Genomic DNA, 22,853 nt, shown 5'->3' on the forward strand with positions numbered 1-22,853 from the left:
GTCAATAGACCACCACATAGACAAGCGCTTGCTCGGGGACATAACGTGCCTGAATGGGTTACGCGATCGGCGTCGATGTCGGCGGCACCTTCACCGACGTGGTCCTGAGCGGCACGTCCGGAGCGATATCCGTGGCCAAATGTTTGAGCACCCACTACGACCCCATCGCGGGCATCGTCTCCGGCGTTACGCGGGTGCTCGGCGACCGGGACCCGGCGCAGGTCACAAGGGTGGTGCACGCGACCACCCTGGCGACCAACGCGGTGCTCGAACGCAAGGGGGCGCGGGTCGCCTTCGTCACGACGCGGGGCTTCCGCGCGGCCGTCCCGCTCGGCCGGTACGCCCGCGTCGAGGAGGACCGCTACGACCTGCGCTTCACCCCGCCGCCTCCCCCGGTCGCGCCGGGCGACTGCTTCGAAGTGGTCGAGCGCGTCTCGGCCCGGGGTGCCGTACTGATCCCGCTCGACCCCGGTTCTGTACGCCGGGTGGCCGCCGCGATCGCGGCCCGCGGGATCGGGTCGGCTGCGGTGTGCCTGCTGCACGCGTACGCCAACCCCGCGCACGAACGCCGGGTGGCGGAGATCCTGCGCGAGACCGTCCCCGTCGTGGTCACCTCGTCGGAGGTGTGGCCCGAGATCCGCGAGTACGAGCGGGCCACCACCACCATCATGTCCGCCTACATCGGCCCGCTGATGGCCTCCTACCTCTCGCGGCTGCGGGAGCGGCTGGCGGAGATCGGGATCCGCGCGCCCGTGCACGTGATGGAGTCCAGCGGCGGGGTGATCTCCGCCGACCTCGCCGCCAGGCGGGCCGTGGCCACGATCGAGTCGGGCCCCGCGGCGGGGGTGCTGGCGGCGGCGGGGGCCGGGTTCGCGGACGCGATCTCGTTCGACATGGGCGGCACCACCGCCAAGACGTGCGTGGTGCGCGGGGGGCGGCCGGAGATCACGCACGAGTTCCACGTGGGCGGCAAGGGCAGCTTCGGCGGGCGGCGGGCCGGCACCGGCGTGCCCATCAAGACCCCCGCCATCGACCTGGCCGAGGTGGGGGCGGGCGGGGGCAGCGTCGCCTGGCTGGACCCGGCGGGCGCGCTGCGCGTCGGCCCGCGCTCGGCCGGCTCCTCCCCGGGGCCCGCCTGCTACGGCCTCGGCGGCTCCGAGCCGACCGTCACGGACGCGAACCTCGTGCTCGGCTACCTGTCCTCGGCCTCCATCCCGCTGTCGCCCCCGCTGGCGGACAAGGCGCTGGACCGGCTGGCCTCGCCGCTGGGGGTGTCGCGGGCGGAGGCCGCGTACGCGGTGCACGAGATCGTCAGCGCCTCGATGGCGTCGGCGGTGCACGTGGTCACCGTCCAGCGCGGCATCGACCCGCGCGGCTTCGCCCTGGTCGCGTTCGGCGGCGCGGGGCCCATGCACGCGGCCCGGATCGCCGGACGGTTCGGCATCGGAACGGTCGTGGTGCCCGATCACTGCGGGGTGGCCTCGGCGGCGGGCCTGCTGTCGGGCGCCCTGTCCACCGAACGCGTCCTGTCCCGCCTCGACGCCCCCGACCCCGAGGCCCTCTTCACCTCCCTGGCCTCGGACGCCGCCAACGACCTCGACCTCGACCTCACGGCGCCCGGGGTGCGGGTGCTGCGCTCGGTGGACGTGCGCTTCAAGGGCCAGTCGCACGACCTGACGGTGGACTGGTCCGCCGACCGCGCCGCCCTGGAGTCGCGCTTCTTCCGCCGGTACGCGGAGGTGTACGGGATCACGCAGCGGGGCGAGATCGAGCTGGTCAGCTACCGCGTCCGCGTCACCACCCCACCCGGAGCCGCCCCACCGAGCGACGCGCTCGCGGACGATGCGTCCCACCCGGCCCCGCCCCCTCCCAGCGCCGGTGCGGCGAGGAGTCGTGCGGCGGAGACCGGCGCAACGCGAACGGCGAGCACCGGCACCCGGAGGGCGTACTTCCCGGAGTGCGGCGGGTACACCGGCGTCCCCGTCCACACCAGGGGCACCCTGGCCACCGAGCCGGCCGCCACGCTCCAGGGCCCGGCCATCATCGAGGACCCCGAGTCCACGACCGTCGTCCCGCCCGCCTGGACCGCCACCCTCACCCCGGCCCACGCCATCCACCTCACCAGGAGAACCACCGCATGACCCCGGACCCCCTGACCGCCGAGGTGCTCAGGAACGCCCTGGTCGTGGCCGCGGAGGAGGCCGGCATCGTGGTGGTGCGCTCGGCGTACTCGACGTTCATCGTCGAGGGCTCCGACGCCTCGGCGGCCGTCCTGGACGCCGGCGGCCGCCTGATCGCCCACTCCATGGCCACCACGCTGATGAACAGCATGGCGCTCAAGCTCGCCCTCCCCGAGCTGCTCGCCGACATCCCCCCGGACACGATGCGCCCCGGCGACGTGTACGCGCTCAACGACGCCTACCGCGGCGGCGTGCACACCAACGACCTGCTCGTCTACCGCCCCGTCTTCGTCCGGGACACCCCCGCCTACTTCACCGCCACCATGATCCACGTCTCCGACCTGGGCGGCCTCTCGGCAGGCGGGATGGCCCCGTTGGCCACGGACATCTTCCTGGAGGGCCTCCAGCTCCCCCCGGTCCGCCTGGCCACCGCCTCGGGCCTGGAGCCGGCGGTCGAGGCGATACTGAAAGCCAACAGCCGCACCCCGGACAAGGTCATGGGCGACGTCCGCGCCCTCGTGGCCGGCACGGCGGTGGCCGCCGCCCGCATGGAGTCCCTGATCGCGGAGTACGGCGAGGACGGCCTGGCCGCGGGCGTGGCCGGCTACCTCGACCACACGGAGGCCAGGACCAGGGCGGCGCTGGCGGAGCTGCCCGAGGGCCGGTTCGAGGCGTCGTACCCGATCGACGACGACGGGATCGACCCGGACCGTCCCCACCACGTCCGGGTGGCCGTCACGCTCGCCCGCCGTACGGCGGCGCTGGACTTCGCCGGCACGGACCCGCAGGTGCCGGCGGCGATCAACGCCTCGGCGTCGCAGTCGCTGGCCGCCGCCGTGTTCGCGATCCGCTGCTTCCTGGACCCCGCCATCCCCATGAACGACGGCTGCCTGCGCGCCATCGACGTGCATCTCCCGGAGGGCTCGCTGCTCAACGCCCGCTCTCCGCACCCCTGCGGCGGCCGGTACGTCCCGATCTACGCCGCCATGGAGGCCGTCTTCCAGGCGCTGTCGGACGCGGTGCCCGAGCGGGCCATCGCGGCCAGCGGGATCCTGCAGCCGTTCTCGATCTCGGCGGTGGGGGCGCCGTACTGGATCCACCTGTCGTACGACTTCGGCGGCGTGGGCGCGCGCCGCGGCCTGGACGGGCCGGACGCGACGGGCGTGCACTTCGGCGTCGGACGGAACTCGGTGCCGCAGGCGGAGCCCGTGGAGAGCCGCTGCCCGCTGATCGTGGAGTCGATCGAGACGATCCCCGACTCGGGCGGCCCCGGACGGCACCGGGGCGGGCTGGGATCGCGCACCGTCTACCGCTTCCTGGAGGACTGCCACGTCACGACGCGCGGCGACCGGCTACGGCTGGCGCCTCCGGGACGGGAGGGCGGGCTGCCGGGGCGGCTGGGCGGGTTCTACCGGCGGCGGCTGGACGGGACGGTGGAGCGGCTGGCGTCCAAGGTGAACAACGTGCGGTTCGCGGCCGGGGAGGCGTTCATCGTGGAGACGACGGGCGGGGGCGGGCTGGGGGTCGCGTCGGAGCGGGACCGGGAGGCGGTGCTGGCGGACCTCGACGCGGGGCGCGTCTCGGCGCGAGGCGCGGCCGAGGACTACGGGCTGGGAAATTAGTCGATCAGGTCAGCGGGGTCGAAACTGATCGGGTAGGGCCGCGTGAGGGAGGCCATGGTTTGCGGCTTGTGGGCGGCAGGTCCTCGATAACACTCTCCGTCGAGCTCGTAGACGTAGAGCGTTGGCCCTTCGGTGGGTTCGACCCGCCAATACGTGGGGATGCCGGCCTCTGCGTATGCCCCCACCTTGGTCGCCCGGTCACGTGTCTTGGTGCTCGGACTGACCACCTCGACAGCGAGAAGCACATCCTCAGGCGGAAACATGAGCCTCACCGACTTGAACCGCTCCCGGGGTACCACGACCAGATCGGGAATGTAGAGGTCCTTGTCGGAACTCCGCACGTTGACTGTGGAGAGCACCTTCAGATGCGATGGCACCGTTCGGTGGAGAATCATCTGCAGCCTGAAGATCACGTCTTGGTGCACCGGGCTGGGGGCAGGACTCACTAGTAGGCTCCCGTTGAAGAGCTCGTAGCGGTTCCCATCGTCGGGGAACTTGAGCAGGTCATCGACAGTGAACGGCGGCACGCCCGGAATGCCGGCCTGCCTGGTCGGTTCGATCGTCGCCATTGCGGTCACCTGCTCAGTATCGGGAACCTCGCCCTCGCCCACATGCTACTTCCCCAGATCTCCTCACTTTGAGTGACGAGGCCGCCACGCCTCGGCCCCCCGCCGCACCGCCGCATGCACGGCCCGAGCCGCCCGAGCCCCCCACTCCGACCGAGGCCCCCCGAACACCTCCTCCTCCCCCGCGACACGCACGGCCACGCACACGGCGTCGGAAGCCGTCCCCGTCCCCGCGAAGCCGGTCTCGACGAGGGCCTGTGTCTTGGCCTCCGTGACCGTCATCACCGCGTTCACCAGCGCCGCGTCCGTCATCGCCACCGGCAGCACGACCACGAGGTTGATGGTCCCCACCCGCATCGGCGCCAGCTCGGGATCCACGTGCCCCTCCGGCGCCGCAGCCCAGGTGGGAACCCGCAGCCCCACGGTCGCGTACGCCTCCACACCCCCATCGGCGGCCCGCACGTACCGGTCCACGGACGCCGCGGTCATCATCCCGACCCCGGCCCCGTCCCGGGGCCCCAGCGAAGCCAGGTGATCGACCGGGTCCATCCGCGCGTACCCGGCCACGACCTGCGCGTTCAGCACCCACTCCCGGGGCCCGATCCCGCCGCCGAGCATGGCAGAGGAGATCATCCGCCAGCCGGGCCCGAACTCCCAGAGCAACGCCCCGAGCCGGGCCCCGTCCTCCACGCGATAGCTGAGCTTCACGGCCCTCCCCGCACCAGGTGCACGACGGGCCGCCCGTCGGGCCCTGGCTCGATCTTGACATGCGCGTCGAAGTGCCGCCCGACGAGTTCCTCGGTGAGCACCTGGGCGGGCTCCCCGGAGGCGACGGCGCGGCCGCCGGTGAGGAGCAGGAGGGAGTCGGCGTAGAGGCCGGCGACGGTCAGGTCGTGCAGGGTGGTGACGACGGTGAGCCCGTCGGTGCGCCGCAGCCGGTCCACCAGCTCCAGCACCTGCTGCTGGTGGCCGAGGTCGAGGGCGGTGGTGGGCTCGTCCAGCAGCAGCGCGGGGGCCTGCTGGGCGAGCGCCCTGGCGAGCACGACGCGCTGCCGCTCCCCGCCGGACAGCTCCCCGACGTGCCGGCCGGCCAGCGCCGTCAGGTCCAGCCGCTCGATGACGGACGCCGTCACCTCGCGGTCGTGCCGGCTCTCGCGCCCCAGGTAGGGGATGTACGGCGTGCGCCCCAGCAGCGCGTAGTCGAAGACCGTCATCTCCGGCGGCAGGGCGGGCGTCTGCGGCGCGTACGCCAGCAGCCTGGCCCGCTCGCGCGGCTTGAGCCCGCCGGACGGCCGGGAGTCGAGCAGCACCTCGCCCCGGTGCCCGACCAGCCCCATGAGGGCCTTGAGCAGGGTGGACTTGCCGGCCCCGTTGGGCCCGATGACGCCGACCCACTCGCCGCGCCGTACCTCCAGGTCGACGCCGTCGAGCACGTCGCGCTCCCCGAGCCGCACCGACAGGCCGCGTGCGCCGATCATGTGCCGGCCCGCCTGGTCATGCGCAGGACCGCCACGAAGAACGGCGCGCCGACGAACATGGTCACGACGCCGATCGGCAGCTCGGCCGGCGCGATCACGGTGCGGGCCACGAGGTCGGCCAGCACCAGGAACGCCGCCCCGCCGATGAGCGAGAGCGGCAGCACGATCCGGTACGAGCCGCCCGCGATCCGCCGTACGACGTGCGGCACCACGATCCCGACGAACCCGATCAGCCCGCTCACCGCCACGGCCGCCGCGGTGGCCAGGGACGCGGCGATCAGCACCATGAGGCGCACCCTGGCGGCCCGCAGGCCCAGGCTGGTGGCCTCCTCGTCGCCGACGGACAGCACGTCCAGCATGCGCCCGTGCAGCAGGAGCAGCACGGCGGACACGGCGGCGTACGGCAGGACGAGCCAGAGCTGGTCCCACCCGCCGCCGACGTCGCCGAGGATCCACGAGTAGATGCGCTGCAGCTCCTCGACCTTGAACTGCTGCACGAACGTCTGGATCGCGGTCAGGAACGAGGTGACCGCCACCCCGGCCAGCACCAGCGTGGCGGTGCCGCCGGCCCGCCCGGCGGTGTTGCCCAGCGTGTACGCCAGGAACACCCCGCCCACGGCCCCCAGGAAGGCCGCCACCGGGATGCTCCCGGCCACGGACGGCAGCAGCACGATCGCCGCGGTCGCCGCGAGCCCGGCGCCGGCGGCGGCCCCCAGCAGGTACGGGTCGGCGAGCGGGTTGCGGAACACGCCCTGGTACCCGGCGCCGGCCATCGCCAGCAGCCCGCCGACCACGGCGGCGACCAGCACCCGCGGCAGCCGCAGCTCGAACAGCAGCCCCTGCTCGACGGGCGCCAGCCCCGAGTCCACCTCGGTGAACGGCAGCCAGTCCACGACCTGCAGCACGACCTGCCACGGCGAGATGTCGGCGGCCCCGTCGAGCAGGGCCGCGATCATGGACACGGCCAGCACGCCCAGCGCGCACGCCACCCACAGGGGCCGGGCCCTGGACGGGCCCGCCTGTGTCACCACGTCAGCTCGTGCCCGCCTTCGAGACCGCGGCGCCGATGGCCTCGGCCAGATCGACCACCCGCGGCCCCCACCGGGAGGCGATGTCGTCGTCGAGCTGGACCACCTGGTCGTTCTTGATCGCGGACAGGTTCTGCCATCCCGGCCGTTCGGCCAGGGTGTCCTTGCTCTGCCGGCAGCACTTGACGTCGGCCAGGAAGATCAGGTCGGGGTCGGCCTGGGCGACGAACTCGGCGGACAGCTTGGGGTAGCCGCCGGCCGCGTCGGGGGCCTTGTCGGCGATGTTGGTCAGGCCGAAGAGGCCGTAGATCTGGCCGAGGAAGGTCTTGGACGTGGCGGCGTACGGCGTGGTGTCGAGCTCGTGGTAGTACGTGAGCCGCTTGTCCTTGGGCGCCTTGGCGGCCAGCTCGTCGATGGCCGCCTTCATGCCGGCGACGACCTCGTCGGCCTTGGCCTGGTTGCCGGTGGCGGCGCCGAGCTCGGCGATCTCCTCGTACGCCTCGTCGAGCTTGGTGGCGGCCGGCTGGAGCAGGACGGGCACGTTCACCTTGCCCAGCTCGGCCACGACCTTGTCGAGGTCGTCGGAGACGATGACGAGGTCGGGCTTCTGGGCGACGATGGCCTCGACGTTCGGCTTGAAGCCGGACAGGTCGGTCTTGGGGGCCTCGGGCGGGTAGTTGGACTGTTCGTCGACCGCGATGACCTGGGGGCCGGCGCCGATGGCGAACAGCGTCTCGGTGTGGGTGGCCGACAGCGAGACGATCCGCTCGGGCTTCTTGGTGATGGTGACCTTGCCGTTGCCCGCCTCGATGGTGACGGGGAAGGCACCGGGGGACGAGGCGGGAGCCGTGGTGGTGGGGGCGGACGCTGTGGTGGTGGTGCCGCCCTGGCCGCATCCGGCCAGGAGGAGCGTTCCCAGCAGCGCGCCCGCGAAGGCCGTGCGTACGGGCCTCACGAGAAGTCCTTTCACACTGTTCGGAACCGAGAGACCCGCGTAGAGCGACGGATCACCCTTTTCCACGAGGGTTGATGACGTCAGCGCGGAGGCAGGCGACCTGGCTATGACAGTTGCGGGACAGCGCCGGACTCGCACCGGACTTCGCTGCGCTCTGCGCATCGGACAAACGTTATCAATGCCCCAGATGCCGCCCGCGTCAAGGGGCGAGTTGAGCCTGCGCCTCGGCGATGATCCGCTGCAGCCGCAGGCCGTGGGCGGCGTCGAGCGGATGCCCGCCGCCGGCGCGCACGGTCCTGGCGAACTCCTCGGCGACCGTCTCCAGCGGGTCGTCGTCGAAGTGGGGCAGGACGGCGCTGCCCGCGCGGCCGTACACGGCGAACGTGGGCGGGGGCGGGTCGCCGGCGGCGGTCATGCACAGGGACACCTCGCTGACGGCGCCGCCCTCGTGGTCGAGCAGCAGGCCCGTCCAGCCGAGCGGGTCGCCGTGCGCGCGTACGCCGGTGACGCGGCCCAGGGCGGCGTCCAGGAGGTCGATCACGTGCGGGCCGACGTCCAGGAGCGGGCCGTGCGCGTGCCGCCACGGGGTGGCGAAGGGGTGGTCGCCGAGGAGGAGGCCGGAGATGTTCGCGGCGTGGCCGCCGAGGGCGTCGATCTCGGCGCAGCGGGCGAGGAACGCGCGGGTCTGCGGGGCGTACCGGAGGGTGAGCACGAGCTGGGACGCCACGCCCGCCTCGGCGACGGCCGCCGCCACCCGCTCGGCGCTCTCCAGGGTGTCGGCCAGCGGCTTCTCCAGCAGCAGCGCCTTGCCCGCGCGGGCCGCCCGCACGGCGTACTCGGCCTGTACGGCGGGCGGCACGCAGAACGCCACGGCCTCGCAGTGCTCGAACAGCTCCTCGACCGTCGCGAAGACGGGCGCCCCCAGCTCGGCGGCGGCCTCCGGCCTGCGTGCCCACACCCCGGCCAGCCGCGTGTGCGGCCCCTTGGCCAGCATCGGCGCGTGCGCCATCCGCGCCCACGGCCCCGCCCCGACCAGCCCTACCGCCACCGGCTCCCGTTGATCGCTCATCCGTGCAACCTACGGCCGCGAGCGCCAGCGCTCAACCGCGTGCTGGGGCCGGTGCGCGAGGGTGCCGGAGTCGATCACCAGGGTCTGGCCCGTCAGGCAGCGGGACTCCTCGCAGCTCAGGAACGCCACCAGGCCGGCGACGTCCTCCGTCGAGCAGGCCCACGGCAGCAGCCGCTCGGCCTCCTTCACGGCGAGCTGCTCGGGTGTCATGGCGCGCTGGGCATTCGGGGTGAGGACGAGGGCGGGCGCGACCGCGTTGCAGCGGATGCCGCGCGAGCCGTACATCGTGGCCACGTACCGGGTGAAGCCGATCAGCGCGGCCTTCGAGGCGCCGTACGCCGCGTGCACCGTGTCGCCCACCAGGGCGGACACCGACGACGTGAGGACGATGGCGCCGCCGTCGGGCATGACGGGCACGGCGTGCTTGACCATGAGCATGGCGCCGCGCAGGTTGACCTCCATGGTGCGGTCCCAGACGGCCACGTCGAGCGCCTCCAGCTCCCGGTCCCGCCCGTACACGCCGGGGTCGAACACGGCCGCGTTGGAGTGCAGGACGTCCACCCGGCCGAAGGAGGCCACCAGCGTCGCGACCGCCTCCTCCACCTGCTTCTCGTCGGAGACATCGCAGGTCAGCGCCATCCCGGTGCCGCCGCGGGCGCGGATGGCGGCGGCGGTGGCCCGCGCGCCCGCCGTGCGCACGTCGAGGACCCCGACGAGGGCCCCCTCGGCGGCGAAGCGGGCCGCGCAGGCCGCGCCGATGCCGGATCCGGCGCCCGTCACGAGCGCCACCTTGCCGTCGAAGCGCCCGCTCACCATTCCACCAGCAGGGACGTCAGCCCGCGGCCCACGATGGACCTGCGGTAGGTGATCTCCTGGCCGGGCGCGAGCCGCAGCCCGGGCAGCCGCCGGCCGAGCACGTCCAGCGCCGTGCGAAGCTGCAGCCTGCCCAGCGCGGCGCCCACGCAGAAGTGGATGCCGTAGCCGAAGACCAGGTGCTCGGCGGCGTTCGGCCGGTCGATCATGAACCGGTCGGGGTCGGGGAAGACCGTCCCGTCGTGGCCGGCCGAGTCGGTGGACAGCAGCACCAGGGCCCCGCGCGGGATCGTCACGCCGTGCAGGGTGACGTCGGCGGCCGCGTACCGGAAGGAGCCCAGGGACGCCCCGTCGATGCGCATGCACTCCTCGGAGGCGTTCGCGGCCAGCTCGGGCGGCACCGGCCAGGCGTCCTCGCGCAGCAGCCGCAGGACGGTGTTGCCGAGCTGGTTGGGCACGGTGTCGTTGCCGCCGAGCAGGATCGTGGAGATCAGCTCCACCACCTCGCGGTGCGTCAGCTCGACGCCGATGAGCGAGGTCATCAGGGACGTGAAGTCGTCCTGGGGGTCCTTGGCCCGCGCGGCGACCAGGCGGTCCACGTAGTCGAGGTAGGTCAGGAAGCTCCCGGCCAGCTCCAGCTGCCTGGCCGGCGGCTGCGGGGAGAGGAAGAGCTGGAACCAGTCCTTGACGCGCGCCTGCACGAACGCCTCGTCCGCCTCCGGCACGCCGATGAAGCGGGCGGTCAGCTTGATCGACGGCTCGTGGCCGATCTCGCTGACGAAGTCGGCGTGCCCGCGGGGCGAGATCCGGTCGAGCAGCTCCTCGTTCAGCCGCCTGAACTGCTGCTCCATGGCCGCCACCGCGCGCGGCGTGAACGCCTTCGACACCGACCGGCGCAGGCGCGTGTGGTCGGGCGGGTCCACGTTCGCCACGAAGCTGGACAGGAACGAGCCGTGCTCGCCCAGCTTCTCCCTGGTCTGGCGGGTGAGGCTGCGGGAGATCGTCAGCGAGCCCTCGGAGGAGAAGCGGCGGGGGTCGCCGTACGCGGCCCGCACGTCGGCGTGGCGGGTCAGCACGTACGCGCCCAGGTGCTCACTCCTGAACACCGGCGCCTGCTCGCGCAGCCTGGCCAGGAACGGGTACGGGGCCGCCACGTGCCAATCGGCGCCGACGTCGAAGTCCTCGATGATGTCCTCGATGATGTCCTCGGTCATGGTGCGAAGATCCTCCGCGGGTTCACGACGAGCATCTGGTGGATCTGGTCGTCCGTGACGCCCCGCCCGCGCAGCGCGGGCAGCACGTCGCGGGAGATGTGCAGCAGGTGGTAGCGCGGGTGCCGCCGCCGGACGACCTCGGCGTCGAAGCGGTCGTTGAAGCAGTACGAGTCATGGCTCAGCACCATTCTCCCGGCGTGCCCGCGCTCGCACAGCTCCGCCACGATCGCCACCCGGTCCTCGAACGAGCTGATCGTCTCGATGCCGAACCGGTCCATGCCCAGGTACGACCCGTTCGCGACCAGCTCCTCCAGGTACGCCACGTCCGTCGAGTCGCCGGCGTGCCCGATCACCACCCGCCCCAGGTCCACGCCCAGCGACGCGAGCAGCTTCTGCTGGTCGAGCCCGCCCCTGGACGCGCTGTGGGAGTGCGTCGTGATCGGCGCCCCGGTCTCCAGGTGCGCCTCGGCGACGGCCCTGAACACCCGCTCGCAGCCCTTGGTCAGGCCGAGGTGGTCGGAGGCGCACTTCAGGACGGCGGCCCTGACGCCGGTGCGGCCGATGCCCTCGGTGAGGTCCCGCACGAAGAACTCGGCCAGCCTGTCCGGCCCGCCGAACAGCGAGCCCGGGCCCCGGTTGCCGAAGTACGGCGGCAGCGCGTCGTAGGTGTAGAGGCCGGTGGCGGCCACGATGTTCACGGAGGTCAGCTCGGCCACGCGCTGCACGGCCGGGACGTACCTGCCCAGGCCCACCACGGTGAGGTCCACGATGCTGTCGACGCCCGCCGCCTTGAGCGCGTCGAGCTTGCCCGCCGCCTCGCGCGCCCGCGCCTCCAGGTCCCAGCCCTCCGGGATGTCCGGCCAGTTCCACAGGATCTCCGGGCTCAGCCCGAAGACGTGCTCGTGCATGAGCGTCGCCCCGAGGTCGGCGACCGGGCCCCTCACGGTCTCAGGCACGGGAACCTCTCGTGCTCGAACGGCCGGTTGGCCTCCAGCCCGAGCCCGTCGGTCTGCTTGTACGGCAGGCCGGTGTAGAGGGCGTCGGCGTCGAAGTAGGTCACGGTGAAGGACAGGCGCGGGGTGTCGCGGCGGTTGGCGGGGGCGCCGTGCACGGTCAGGGCGTGGTGCACGGTCGCGTCGCCGGCCTTGAGGTCGAGCGGCGGTGACAGCTCCAGCTCCTTGAGCCAGGGGTGCTGGGTGAGCTGGTCGTCGCCGGGGCGGGTGAAGCTGCGGCCGAGCAGGCCGTACCGGTGCGAGCCGTCGTAGAAGCGCAGCGAGCCCATGTCGGCGGGCACGTCGGACAGGGCCAGCCAGACGGTGAGCATGGCCGAGCGGTCCATCGGCATCCACGGGAAGTCCTGGTGGAACTCGGTGGCGCCGTGCTCGCCCGGCTCCTTGACGAGCAGGTTGGTGACCTGGACGCGTACCGCGCGGACGCCGCGCAGCAGCCGGGCGGCGGTGCGGCCCATCGCGGGGCTCAGCGTCAGCGCGGCGAACGCCTCGTCGCTCGCCGCGATGTCCCTGGACTGCCCGAACGCCTGGTCCACCAGCGTCTCGTGCCGCTTGCTCCGCGCCTCCAGGTAGCCCGTGGCCCGCTCGCGCAGCTCGGCGGCGACGCCGGGCGGGACCAGCCGGCCGAGCCGTACCCAGCCGTGCTCGGCGAAGAACGCCGCCTCGTCGTCGGTCGCCTGACGCACGGGGATCTCCATGCCCCCAGTCTCGCACCTAAAGCAAGCGCTTGGTAAGACCCGTCGTTTGAGTACCCCCTACTCATGCGCGCCCGCCCTCCCTGGCCGACCCTCGGGGCATGACCACAGTGGACACCCCCTCCGTCACCTCCGGCTTCACCCGTACGGCGATGGTCGCCTGCGCGGTGGCCGCACCGCTGCTCATCGCGCTGTCGCTGCTGCTCACCCCGTTCCAGGCCACGCTGGAGGGCGAGGCCTACATCCGGGCGTTCACCGCGCGCCTGGACGCGTACGCGCTGCCGAGCTGGCTCAGCCTCCTCAGCTTCGCCGCCCTCATCCCCGGGCTCCTCGCCGTGAGCAGGGTCGCCAGGTCGGGCCGGCCCGTGCTGGGGCTCGCCGGCATGATCCTCGCGTTCATCCTGGTCCTGCCGTCGGTCGACACCGACGACGTCATCTACGCCGCCGCCCGCGCGGGGCTCGACGCGGCCACGACGAACCGGCTGGTCGTGGAGCTGGGCGAGGGGCTGCCGACGGCGGTGGCCGGGCTCGGGTTCTTCCCGGCGCTGCTGGGGCTGGTCCTGCTGGGCGTGGCGGCGCTCTCCAGCGCGGCGCCGAGGTGGGCGGCGATCACCCTGATCGTGGCGCCGTTCCTGATCCCGGTCGCCTGGTTCGCCCAGCTCTCGAACGCGGCGGCGGCCGCGGCCTGGATCATCCTGGCGGCCGGCCTGGGCGGCGTCTCCCTGGCCCTGCCCCAGCCCCGCGACAAGGCCTGACCCCGCACGATCGGCTCAGTGCACGGCTCTTCGGTTATGCTCACCGAGCAAGCACTTGGTGGGAGGCGGTCGTGCGGAGGTTCAGGTTCGGGGCGGTGGTGCGGGAGGCGGAGTCGGGCAAGGCGTGGGCGGAGAAGGCCAGGAGGCTGGAGGGGGCCGGGTTCGACGTGCTGCTCGTCCCCGATCACCTCGTCGGCCCGAGGTTCGCGCCCGTCGCCGCGCTCACGGCCGCCGCCTGCGCCACCACCAGGCTGCGCGTGGGCACGCTGGTCTTTGCCAACGACTTCCGACACCCCGCCGTGCTGGCCAAGGAGACGGCCACGCTCGACCTGCTGTCCGGCGGGCGGCTGGAGGTGGGGATCGGGACCGGGTGGATGGCCGGCGACTACGCGGGCGCCGGGCTGGCGCTGGAGCCGCCCGGGGTGCGGGTCGAGCGGCTGCGGGAGGCCCTGGCCGTGCTCAAGGGGCTCTGGGGGGAGGGGCCGTTCAGCTTCGAGGGACGGCACTACCGGATCTCCGGGCTCGACCAGCGGCCGAAACCGCTGCAGAGCCCGCGACCGCCGCTGGTGATCGGCGCGGGCGGGGCGCGGATGTTGCGGCTGGCGGCCGAGGAGGCCGACGTGGTGAACATCGGGATGCGGGTGCAGGCCGACGGCAGCGGGCCCGACCTGCGTGACGGCGGGCTGCGCGCGCTGCTCGGCAAGCTCGCCGCCGTACGGGAGGCCGCCGGGGAGCGGTACGCGGGCCTCGAACTGGGCACCAGCGTGATCCAGGCGGGCGAGCGGAAGGCCGAGGAGGCGTGGAGCGCGGCCGACAGCACCGCGCTGGACGAGACGCCGCAGGTGTTGCTGGGCACGCGACACGACATCGTCGACAAGCTCCGCTATTGGCGAGATGAGCATGATATTTCGTATTTCGTGCTGCACCACGAGCGGGACCTGACCGCCTTCGAGCCCGTCGTCGAGGAACTGGCCACCTGACCCACCCCGTCCCCGGCTACCTGGCCTCAGGCTGGGAGCGGCCGTGCCCGATGATGGGACTCATGAACGAGATGCTGCTGCTTCGCCACGGTGAGACCGAATGGAGCAAGGCAGGCAAACACACCGGCCGTACCGACCTGCCTTTGACGGAGCACGGCGAGGACCAGGCCAGGGCCCTGGCGCCCCTGGTCAAGGAGCCGTTCGACCTGGTGCTGGTCTCCCCCGCCCAGCGCGCCCGCCGCACGGCGGACCTGGCCGGGCTGACCGGCTACCAGGTGGACGAGGACATGTGGGAGTGGGACTACGGCGGTTACGAGGGGATCACCACGCCGGAGATCCGCAAGACCAGGGCCGGGTGGTACCTGTGGCGTGACGGCGTGATCCAGGGCGACGCCGAGCATCCCGGCGAGAGCGCGGCGCAGGTGGGCGCGCGCGCCGACCGGGTGATCGAGCGGGCCAGGCAGGCGGAGGGGCGGGTGGCGCTGGTGGCGCACGGCCACTTCCTGCGCGTGCTGGCCGCCCGCTGGCTGCGCCTGCCGCCCGAGGACGGCAGGCTGCTGAGGCTGGACACGGGCACCTACTCGCGGCTCGGCTTCGAGCACGCCGAGCCGGTGCTCATGGCTTGGAACGCCCCCGTCAACTCGATGGCGGGCTAGACCCTGGCTAGACCTTCGTGCGCAGGGCCGACTCGTGCAGGGCCCTGCTCACCAGCCAGCCGCGTAAGGACCCCAGGCTGGGGTCGTACGACAGGGGCCGCTCCCAGAGCGCGGTGAACACGTCCTGGGTGACCTCCTCCGCGTACGCCTGGCTGCCGGTGACCTTGACGGCGACGCCGTACACGTACGGGCCGTGCTGGTCGTAGGCGTCGGCCAGCGCGTCGAGGTCGCCGGCCGTCAGCCGCGCGCACAGGTCCATGTCGCTCATCAGTCGCATCCCAGCGTCGCGGCGGCGCGGATCAGGTCGCGGGCGAGCCCGGGATCGCCCTCGGCGGCGTACGGGAAGCAGTCGGGCAGCCATCGGTTGGCCAGCAGCCGGCAGAAGTCCACGGCGTCGGCCGAGACGAGCACGCCGACGTGGTCGGAGGCCGGGGAGAGCGGGACCGTCCAGGTGCCGCCGCCGGGGCCGGTCAGCACGACGGTGGCGGAGACGTCGCGGCGCGGGCCCTTCATCGCGCGCGGCAGCAGGGCCAGGCCGAACTCGGCGATCATGCGCACGTGCTCGGGCCGGGGCGCGGCCCTGGAGCGGTCGGTGGCGGCCCGGATGTCGTCGGCGTGCGTCCACGTCTCGAACGTGCGCTGGACCATGGCCTGGCGCAGCGGCGCGCGGACCGGGGTGGGGCTGGGGCCGGCCAGGGCCACCTCGACGTCCAGCAGCACCTCGGTGCCGGCCGACACGCGCTGCAGCAGGGACCCGGCCTGGTCGCGCCAGCGCCGGTGGATCGGCGCGGCCATCGTGGTCACGCCCGCGCCGGCCACGCCCATGAACCTGGCCACGGTCTCGTCGTTGGCGGCCAGGTGCTCGACGAGCCCCCTGATCGTGCCGTGCCGGGCGATCGGGGCCTCCCAGTCGGGCGCGCTCAGCTCGGCCAGCAGGTCGTCCATGAGCGCGACCTGCTCGGCGTACGGGACCGCGACCGTCGCCACGGGCACCAGGGCCGGGCTGCGGCGCCGGCGCGCCAGGGACATCACGGCCTCGCGCAGCGACGGGGGCGGCTCGGCGGCCGTCTCCGGCCCGTCGAGCAGCGCGATGGCAGCGCTGCAGTCGGGGCACGAGGCGACGTGGTCGTCTGGGCTCTGCCCGTTGTAGAGGTAAGAGTCCGTCATGGCCACCTCCGCAGCCGACGCTAACCCGGCGGGCTCCCTGGTGCCAGGCGGCAGCCGGGGAACGGTGCCAGAAGCGTCTCACGCCAGCGGCCTTCAAGGTAGTCGCGGGCGCGTTTTCCCCAGTCCAGGAGCCGAGAATCCGGCTCGGCCTCGTCGTCGAGGCCGAGTGCCGCGTCGCGGGCGCGCTGGGTGGCCAGGTGGTCGTCGAGGGAGACGGCCCAGAGGGTGACCGCCTCGGTGTCACAGAACAGCACCTCGTACAGGCCGACGAGGGTGTGGCCGTGCTCGGCGAGCATGGGGGCCCGTTCCGTGCGTACGGCGTGCAGGTAGTCGAGCGCGGCCCCGGGGCGTACGCGGGCGTTCTCGAAGAGGTAGAGCTCGGCGGCGGGCGCCTCGGCGAGCGGCGGGCAGCCGGGCACGGCCCCGAGCGGCCGGGAGAACGCGGAGAAGCGCAGGTCGTCGATGTCGGACAGGAACAGGCGCTGGTCGACGCCCTGGTAGATCTCCATCATCTGCCGCCAGCCGCCGTCCCAGCCGCCGTGGCAGTCCCACAGCGTGACGGCCTTGAACTGGGGGTGGCCGGTGATGCCGACCGCGTAGAAGGCGCCGACGAGGTCGATCTCGCGCGACCTGATGGACATGCCGGAGGTGAGCTCCGGGGCCGCGCGCTCCTCGTCCTCGCGCTTGTAGCGGGTCAGCCAGGTGAGGTACTCCAGCGGGCGCCTGGAGTTCATCGGCCGGAAGTCGACCTCCTCGATCAGGTGGATCGCGCGCCGCACCACGCCTCCTCCGACTACCAAGCGATTGCTTGGCTCAGAGGATAGCGATCAGGCAGGCGCTTGGGAAGGCTGGGGCCCCCGTCCCGTGAGCCACTCCAGGACCCTGCGGTGCCCGGACGCGGCGTCCTCGAAGTGGCCCCAGTGCCAGTACCGGGGCTGGTCCCGGATGCCGGTCACCCAGGTGCGGTAGGAGACGGAGGCGCCAGTGGCGGCGGGCGCCACGCCATAGGTGCGGATCACGACCTTGCCGCCCGGCGCGAACAGCACGTCGTCGGCGATCGGATACAGAGTCATCTGGTCGAGCATGACCTGAATCCTGGCCAAAGCACGAGGCCGGGCGGTTACACCACCGGCGCGCCCTCGTTACGCGGGGCGCGCCGGTGTGAACATGCTGTTACACGAGGAGGCCGTCGAACTCTCCGTCCTTCACCCCGAGCACCAGGGCCCGGATCTCGTCGCGGGTATAGATGAGGGCAGGGCCGTCGGGGAAGCGCGAGTTACGCACCGCGATGCCCCCGTCGGGAAGCTCCGCGAGCTCGACGCAGTTGCCCTGCGAGTTGCTGTAGCGGCTCTTGCGCCAGGCGACCTGGGTGAGGTCCGCCGCCGGCATGCCGTTGTAGGTCTGGTTCATCTACATCTTTCTGAGAAGACCGCCGATGAGCTCGACGGTGCCCCCTGGCGTGGTGCTCTCCACGCACAACTGCTCCATGGCCGTGAGGTACGGATCGATGTCCTCACGTTTGTCCAGGTACAGGGCACCCCATAGCTGCTCGACGTAGACAACGTCCGACAAGTCGGACTCGGGAAACCGCAAGATGCTGAACGCGCCCCCCTCAGCGGCATGCTTGCCGAACCTGAAGGGCATCACCTGGAGGGTGATGTTGGGAAGGGCAGCGACTTCCAGCAGATGCTGGAGCTGCTCGGACATGACCTCCCGCCCGCCGATGGTCCGCTTGAGCGCCGCCTCGTCGATGACGGCCCACAGCCGGGGTCCGTCTTTCTGGGTGAAGCGCTCCTGGCGCTGCATGCGCAGGTGCACGCGCCGTTCGATTCTCTCGGAACTCGCATCGGGGTTGCCAAGCTGGAAGACCGAACGCGCATACGAGGCCGTCTGCAGCAGGCCCGGCACGAACTGCACCTCATAGGTACGGATCACGCTGGCCGCCTCCTCCAAACCGATGTACGTGGTGAACCACGACGGCAGTTCGGCCGAGTACTTGTGCCACCACCCGGGGGTGTTGGCCTCGCGCACCATCTCCAGCAGGGCACGGCGTTCGGCATCGTCGACGACGCCGTACAGGGTGAGCAGGTCTTCCACGTCACGTGTCTTGAAGCCCACGCGGCCGAGCTCCATGCGGCTGATCTTGGACTCGGACGCCCGGATGTGGAATCCGGCCTGTGCCCGGTCGAGCCCGCTGGCCTCGCGGAGGCGCCTGAGACTCGCCCCCAGCATGATGCGCCGAACGGTTGAACCGGTCCCGGGCGGATCAATCGACACGTGCTGCTCCTTGGTCCTATCCCGTAAAGGGTCGTTTCCTTGCAACACGATGGGACCGCACCGTTCTCGGCGGCGCCCACCGCACGTAGCGAAGTTGCACCCGCGATACGCCCCTTTTGTGCGGGCGACCGCAGGGTAGCGGAGTATGCACCTACAGTCTGTCACTTCACGGCCGAAAGATCATGGGCCGCGGACAAGATCCCCTTTCCCCCATATTGACCATTTGAGGGCAACCGTAGCGCCTGCACGAGTTGTCTGCACGTGCATTCGCTCTTGCACCTGCACGAGAGTTTGCAGCAGAATGATCACGTGCAATCCACCACGGCACCCGGCCAGTGGACCACGTTCGATTGGTGGCCCCCTGTCGGCTGGTGGCCGGAGGCCGCCCGCGATCTGCTGGTCCCCGGCCCGTCGATGAGCGCCACGTTCGTGCTCCCGCCCACCGCCACCTCGGTCCATACCGCCCGCAGCTTCACCGTGGGCGCGCTGACCGGCTGGGGCCTCGGCGAGCTGGCCGACAACATGGAGCTGGTGGTCTCCGAGCTCGCCACCAACGCCCTGCGGCACGGCCTGTGCCTGGACGACCCGGCCCGCCAGCGCTCCGTGCACATGTCACTCGTCCGCCGGGGGCCGCTGGTCACCAGCGCCTTCACCGATCCAGCCTCCTCGGTCCCGGTGCTGCGATACCCTGGGCCCCTTGACACCGGTGGCCTCGGACTCCACATCGTCGAATCGCTCAGCCTCCGCTGGGGCTGGTCCGCACTCGCGCCTCACGGAAAGATCGTCTGGGCAGTCCTCTCCTGACCGGGGGTGATCTGCATTACCGTGGATGGTCATGGCTCACGGTGAGTCCCGCGCGCGACCCCATGAGAGTGCTGACAGATGGAAGATCACCTGCTCGGCTGGCTACGAACACTGGACGAGGACCGGCTCGGCCGCATCCTGGCCAACAGGCCCGACGCCATCGCCGCGCCCTGGCCCAGGCGGCTCGACACCCTGACCCAGCGGCTCGGCAACGCCGTCGCCGTGATCGAGACCCTGCGCCGCCTGCCGTTGCCCTGCCTCCAGGTCGCCGAGACCGCCCTGGCCATGACCCGCCCCACCCTCGAGTCCCTGGCGAGCTTCCTCAGCAGCCCGCCCGAGGAGGTGACGCCCTGGCTGGAGCACCTCTACGACCACGCGCTGGCCTGGCCGGGCGACGACGGCGTCATCCACCTCGCCGAGGGCGTCGCGCGCTGGTGGACCGCGCCGCTCAGCCTCGGCGAGCCGCTCGCGCACTACCTGAACGCCTGGTCGATCAGCAACGACGCGCTGCACGCCCTGGCCCGCAACCTCGGCCTGCCCGTGCAGGGCAACAAGCGCCGCATGATCAGCCGGGTCATCGAGGCGCTCAGCGACACCGACCGCGTCAGGGCGCTGATGCGCCACGCCCCCGAGGGCACCGTGCCGCTGCTCGACCGCTTCGCCTGGGACGGCCCCGCGCTCGCCGTCGACGGCGCCAGGTTCGTCAGCCCCGGCACGCCCGAGCGGTGGTGCGCCGACCACGGCCTGCTCTTCCGGCCGAGCTGGCACAAGGCCGAGATCCCCCGCGAGGTGGCGATCTGCCTGCGCGGCTCCGGCTACCACCCGGCCTACCTGCCCGAGGCGCCCGAGGTGGCCACGATCCCGGTCGACCCCGAGGAGGTCGACCACCTGATGACGCTGGCCGCGCCGCACGTGGTCGAGCGGTGCGCGGCCCTGCTCGACAACACCTCCAAGACGCCGCTGCCGCTGCTCAAGACCGGCGGCGTGGGCGTGCGCGAGGTCCGCAGGATGGCCAAGGAGACCGGCTGCGACGAGGACGAGACGCGGCTGCTGCTGGAGGTCTGCGCGGTGGCCAGGCTGCTGGCCTGGGACGAGCCGTCCGGCGGCATGATCCCCACCGAGCGGTTCGACCGGTGGCGGCTCGACGAGGGCTCGGCCCGGCTGCGGGTGCTGCTGGCCGCCTGGTGGCGGATGGAGCGCTCCTCGCTGCGCAAGATCGACGGCAAGTACGGCACCGTGCTCGGCGACGACCCCGCGGGCCCCGTCATCGCCCAGGTGCGCAGGGCCGTGCTGTCGGTGCTCACCCACCTGCCCTCGGGCACGGCCTTCGCCGACCGCGACAGCCTGATCAGCAGCGTCCACTGGCACGCCCCGCTGATCGACCGGGCGCTGCTGCGCGAGTGCGCGCCCGGCGTGCTCGACGAGGCCAGGCTGCTCGGGCTGCTGGCCAACAACGCGCTGACCGACCTCGGCCGCGCCCTGGCCGGGCTGACGGCCAGGCCGGGAGACGAGAACGACGACGCCGTCCCGATGGTCGAGCACGACCCGATGCTGGCGGAGGCGGCCACCAGGGCGCTGGCCAGCGTGCGCAGGAGCGCGCTGTTCGGGCCCGACCTGACCGCGGTCGTCACGGGGCCGCCGTCGGCGGAGCTGGCGGCACTGCTCGACCGCTGCGCCGACCGCGAGTCGCGCGGCGCGGCCTCGGTGTGGCGCTTCACCACGCCGAGCGTGCGGCGGGCGCTCGACCAGGGGTACGAGGCCGACGACCTGCTCGACGAGCTGGCGGCGGTGGGCACCATCCCGCAGCCGCTCGAATACCTGGTCCGCGACACCGCCCGCAGGCACGGCGAGGTGACGGTGAGCACGGTCGGCTGCGTGGTGCAGGCCACCGACCCGACGCTGCTGGCCGAGATCGCCGCCCACCGGCGGCTGGGCCGGCTGGGGCTGCGGCTGCTGGCCCCCACGGTGCTGGTCAGCGCGGCGCCGGCCGATCGTACGCTGGCCGCGCTGCGCGAGGTCGGCTACTCCCCCGTGCCCGTCTCCGACACCGGCGAGATCACCATCCACCGGGCCAGGGCGGAGGAGAGCGCCCCCGGCAAGCTGATCCTGCTGCCGGGCGGGCAGGTGGCCGAGCTGTCGGAGTTCCCCGGCCTGGCGGAGTTCGAGGCGCCGGCGCACATGCTGGTCGAGCCGCCGCCCGACCCGTACGAGCACGCCCGCCGCCTCGTCGCCACCGGCCGGTCGGACGACGAGAGGAACGGGCGCACCTGGGCGATCATCGGCAGGATGGCGACCAGGCTGCCGACGGCGCAGCAGTCGCTGCTCGGCTTCGTCGTCGACCGGGGCGTGCGCGCCGGCATCACGCTGGCCGACGGGCTGACCGCCACGATCAGCCATGGCGAGCTCAAGGGCGGCGCGCTGGACGCGTGGTGCGAGGAGGCCGGCGACTACCTGGAGTTCCCCCTCGCCGAGATCGTCGAGGTCCGGGGCGCCTACTGAAGCGGTTTCGCCTTCTTCAGGTTCGCCACCAGCTCCTCCAGGAAGGTGGCGTACCCCTGGTAGCTGAAGGGGGCCTCGGCGGACCACGGGTAGAGCTGGCCGGCCTCGACCGCGGGGAGCTTGGCGAAGGTGGGCTTCTTCATCATCTCCTCGGGCTTGAGCGCCTGCGTACGCGTGTCGTAGAGGATCACGTCGGCGTCGTACTCGTCGGCGTTCTCCCAGCTCAGGGTCTGGAAGAAGCCGCCCTCGTCCACCTTCGACGGCGTCACGACGTTCAGGCCGGCGTTCACCATGTGCACGATGTCCGGGTACTCGGGCGGGTTGACGACCCAGAACGCGTCCGCGCCGCCCGACGCCAGGAGGATCCTGAGGTTCTTGAACTGGGCGAGCTCCTTGGTGGCCGCCTCCATGCGGGCCTTGGCCTCGGGCACGCCCTCCATGCTCGCGCCGAGCGACGCGGCCAGCTCCTCGTACTTGCCGATCACCTCGGTGGCGCTCTTGCCGGTGAGCATGACGCCGGCGGTGGGGGCGACCTGCTCGATGGTGTCCCTGGACTTCTCGGGCACGTACCAGAGGGTGCCGTTGACGTACATGCTGCTGACCAGGAGGTCGGGCTGCAGCGCGATGTACTGCTCGACGTTGAACTCGTCCCAGACGTTGCCCAGGCCCGTGACCTTGGTGATGTCGACGTTGCCGACCTGCGGGTCCCTGCTGCCGTCCTTCAGCTTGTGCGGGCCGAAGACCGCGATCGGGCGCACGCCGAAGTCCCACAGGGCGGCCGCGGCGCCCACCTGGGCGACGATCCTGGTGGGGACCTTGGGCTGCTCCAGCTTCTTGCCGCGGTCGTCGGTGAACGTCCACGGCCCCTGGGAGGGGGCGCCGGAGGAGGCCGGCGCGGCGGGGGTCGCCTGCGTGCTCGTGCCGCCGTCACCGCATGCCGCGAGTGTCAGGGCCGCCGCGAGTCCCGCCGCGCCCGACAGGAAGCCCCTGCGAGCCAGTACCGGTCCCGACATGTACATCTCCTAAGGTTAGGCTTGCCTTCTTGCGAGGTCATTAGATTAGCCTTGCCTAAGTTTGACTTGCGA

Annotated in this window: 24 protein-coding genes; 7 read left to right on the forward strand and 17 right to left on the reverse strand. The window is 72.2% G+C overall.

Annotated elements, in window-relative coordinates; genetic code table 11:
* Positions 1-53: 53 nt before the first annotated feature.
* Positions 54-2,141: a hydantoinase/oxoprolinase family protein gene (locus tag HD593_RS39395; protein ID WP_185107169.1), complete on the forward strand. Its 2,088-nt coding sequence runs from the start codon at positions 54-56 to the stop codon at positions 2,139-2,141.
* Positions 2,138-3,802, forward strand: a complete 1,665-nt coding sequence (locus tag HD593_RS39400) for a hydantoinase B/oxoprolinase family protein (RefSeq protein ID WP_185107171.1) — start codon at positions 2,138-2,140, stop codon at positions 3,800-3,802. The genes HD593_RS39395 and HD593_RS39400 overlap by 4 nt, the downstream gene beginning before the upstream one ends.
* Here the strand turns inward: HD593_RS39400 and HD593_RS39405 are convergent.
* The 10 genes from HD593_RS39405 to HD593_RS39450 form a co-directional block, all read right to left on the reverse strand.
* Positions 3,799-4,371: a Uma2 family endonuclease gene (locus HD593_RS39405; protein ID WP_185107173.1), complete on the reverse strand. Its 573-nt coding sequence runs from the start codon at positions 4,369-4,371 to the stop codon at positions 3,799-3,801. The genes HD593_RS39400 and HD593_RS39405 overlap by 4 nt on opposite strands.
* Positions 4,372-4,434: 63 nt before the next feature.
* Positions 4,435-5,076 (reverse strand): adenosylcobinamide amidohydrolase, encoded by a 642-nt coding sequence (locus tag HD593_RS39410; protein ID WP_185107176.1) that lies wholly within the window; start codon positions 5,074-5,076, stop codon positions 4,435-4,437.
* A complete protein-coding gene (locus HD593_RS39415; RefSeq protein WP_185107178.1) occupies positions 5,073-5,846 on the reverse strand; it encodes an ABC transporter ATP-binding protein in 774 nt (257 codons plus the stop codon). Before HD593_RS39415 ends, HD593_RS39410 begins: the two co-directional genes overlap by 4 nt.
* The gene (locus HD593_RS39420; RefSeq protein ID WP_185107180.1) at positions 5,843-6,877 is read right to left on the reverse strand and encodes a FecCD family ABC transporter permease; all 1,035 of its coding nucleotides are present in this window, start codon (positions 6,875-6,877) and stop codon (positions 5,843-5,845) included. Before HD593_RS39420 ends, HD593_RS39415 begins: the two co-directional genes overlap by 4 nt.
* A 1-nt stretch (position 6,878) precedes the next feature.
* Positions 6,879-7,829 carry an ABC transporter substrate-binding protein gene (locus tag HD593_RS39425; RefSeq protein ID WP_185107182.1) on the reverse strand — a complete coding sequence of 317 codons (951 nt, stop codon included), beginning with the start codon at positions 7,827-7,829 and terminating at the stop codon, positions 6,879-6,881.
* Positions 7,830-8,028: 199 nt separating this feature from the next.
* The gene (locus HD593_RS39430; RefSeq protein WP_185107184.1) at positions 8,029-8,898 is read right to left on the reverse strand and encodes a Gfo/Idh/MocA family protein; all 870 of its coding nucleotides are present in this window, start codon (positions 8,896-8,898) and stop codon (positions 8,029-8,031) included.
* Between the two features lie 9 nt (positions 8,899-8,907).
* A complete protein-coding gene (locus HD593_RS39435; RefSeq protein WP_185107186.1) occupies positions 8,908-9,714 on the reverse strand; it encodes an SDR family NAD(P)-dependent oxidoreductase in 807 nt (268 codons plus the stop codon).
* A complete protein-coding gene (locus HD593_RS39440) occupies positions 9,708-10,925 on the reverse strand; it encodes a cytochrome P450 (RefSeq protein WP_185107188.1) in 1,218 nt (405 codons plus the stop codon). The genes HD593_RS39435 and HD593_RS39440 overlap by 7 nt, the downstream gene beginning before the upstream one ends.
* Positions 10,922-11,881: a phosphotriesterase family protein gene (locus HD593_RS39445; RefSeq protein ID WP_312904034.1), complete on the reverse strand. Its 960-nt coding sequence runs from the start codon at positions 11,879-11,881 to the stop codon at positions 10,922-10,924. Before HD593_RS39445 ends, HD593_RS39440 begins: the two co-directional genes overlap by 4 nt.
* On the reverse strand, positions 11,866-12,633 hold the full coding sequence (locus tag HD593_RS39450; RefSeq protein WP_185107190.1) for a phytanoyl-CoA dioxygenase family protein: 768 nt from the start codon (positions 12,631-12,633) through the stop codon (positions 11,866-11,868). Before HD593_RS39450 ends, HD593_RS39445 begins: the two co-directional genes overlap by 16 nt.
* A 98-nt stretch (positions 12,634-12,731) precedes the next feature.
* On the opposite strand from HD593_RS39450, the gene HD593_RS62325 reads away from it, so the two are divergent.
* The 3 genes from HD593_RS62325 to HD593_RS39460 all read left to right on the forward strand — a co-directional run bounded on the left by HD593_RS62325 (position 12,732) and on the right by HD593_RS39460 (position 15,021).
* Positions 12,732-13,385, forward strand: coding sequence for a hypothetical protein (locus HD593_RS62325; protein WP_246546945.1), 654 nt, complete (start codon positions 12,732-12,734; stop codon positions 13,383-13,385).
* Positions 13,386-13,456: 71 nt separating this feature from the next.
* Positions 13,457-14,365, forward strand: a complete 909-nt coding sequence (locus tag HD593_RS62330; protein WP_312904036.1) for a TIGR03621 family F420-dependent LLM class oxidoreductase — start codon at positions 13,457-13,459, stop codon at positions 14,363-14,365.
* A 62-nt stretch (positions 14,366-14,427) separates the two neighbouring features.
* Positions 14,428-15,021 carry a histidine phosphatase family protein gene (locus HD593_RS39460; protein ID WP_185107192.1) on the forward strand — a complete coding sequence of 198 codons (594 nt, stop codon included), beginning with the start codon at positions 14,428-14,430 and terminating at the stop codon, positions 15,019-15,021.
* A 7-nt stretch (positions 15,022-15,028) separates the two neighbouring features.
* On the opposite strand, the gene HD593_RS39465 is transcribed toward HD593_RS39460, so the two are convergent.
* From HD593_RS39465 to HD593_RS39490, 6 genes are all read right to left on the reverse strand, one after another.
* On the reverse strand, positions 15,029-15,289 hold the full coding sequence (locus HD593_RS39465; protein ID WP_185107194.1) for a sigma factor: 261 nt from the start codon (positions 15,287-15,289) through the stop codon (positions 15,029-15,031).
* Positions 15,289-16,188 (reverse strand): maleylpyruvate isomerase family mycothiol-dependent enzyme, encoded by a 900-nt coding sequence (locus tag HD593_RS39470; protein WP_185107196.1) that lies wholly within the window; start codon positions 16,186-16,188, stop codon positions 15,289-15,291. The genes HD593_RS39465 and HD593_RS39470 overlap by 1 nt, the downstream gene beginning before the upstream one ends.
* Positions 16,189-16,208: 20 nt before the next feature.
* Positions 16,209-16,967 carry a hypothetical protein gene (locus tag HD593_RS39475; protein ID WP_185107198.1) on the reverse strand — a complete coding sequence of 253 codons (759 nt, stop codon included), beginning with the start codon at positions 16,965-16,967 and terminating at the stop codon, positions 16,209-16,211.
* Between the two features lie 48 nt (positions 16,968-17,015).
* Positions 17,016-17,261, reverse strand: a complete 246-nt coding sequence (locus HD593_RS39480) for a 3'-5' exonuclease family protein (RefSeq protein ID WP_246546947.1) — start codon at positions 17,259-17,261, stop codon at positions 17,016-17,018.
* Positions 17,262-17,361: 100 nt separating this feature from the next.
* Positions 17,362-17,598: a DUF397 domain-containing protein gene (locus HD593_RS39485; RefSeq protein ID WP_043632079.1), complete on the reverse strand. Its 237-nt coding sequence runs from the start codon at positions 17,596-17,598 to the stop codon at positions 17,362-17,364.
* Positions 17,599-18,420, reverse strand: coding sequence for a helix-turn-helix domain-containing protein (locus tag HD593_RS39490; RefSeq protein WP_185112403.1), 822 nt, complete (start codon positions 18,418-18,420; stop codon positions 17,599-17,601). It lies immediately after the preceding gene.
* Positions 18,421-18,774: 354 nt separating this feature from the next.
* Here HD593_RS39490 and HD593_RS39495 point away from each other — a divergent pair, with 354 nt between their 5' ends.
* Both HD593_RS39495 and HD593_RS39500 read left to right on the forward strand, forming a co-directional pair.
* The gene (locus HD593_RS39495; protein ID WP_185107202.1) at positions 18,775-19,269 is read left to right on the forward strand and encodes an ATP-binding protein; all 495 of its coding nucleotides are present in this window, start codon (positions 18,775-18,777) and stop codon (positions 19,267-19,269) included.
* 78 nt (positions 19,270-19,347) lie between these two features.
* Positions 19,348-21,768: a helicase-associated domain-containing protein gene (locus tag HD593_RS39500; protein WP_185107204.1), complete on the forward strand. Its 2,421-nt coding sequence runs from the start codon at positions 19,348-19,350 to the stop codon at positions 21,766-21,768.
* Here the strand turns inward: HD593_RS39500 and HD593_RS39505 are convergent.
* The gene (locus HD593_RS39505) at positions 21,762-22,781 is read right to left on the reverse strand and encodes an ABC transporter substrate-binding protein (protein WP_185107206.1); all 1,020 of its coding nucleotides are present in this window, start codon (positions 22,779-22,781) and stop codon (positions 21,762-21,764) included. The genes HD593_RS39500 and HD593_RS39505 overlap by 7 nt on opposite strands.
* Positions 22,782-22,853 lie beyond the last annotated feature (72 nt).

The sequence above is a fragment of the Nonomuraea rubra genome (assembly GCF_014207985.1).
Taxonomy (GTDB): Bacteria; Actinomycetota; Actinomycetes; order Streptosporangiales; family Streptosporangiaceae; genus Nonomuraea; species Nonomuraea rubra.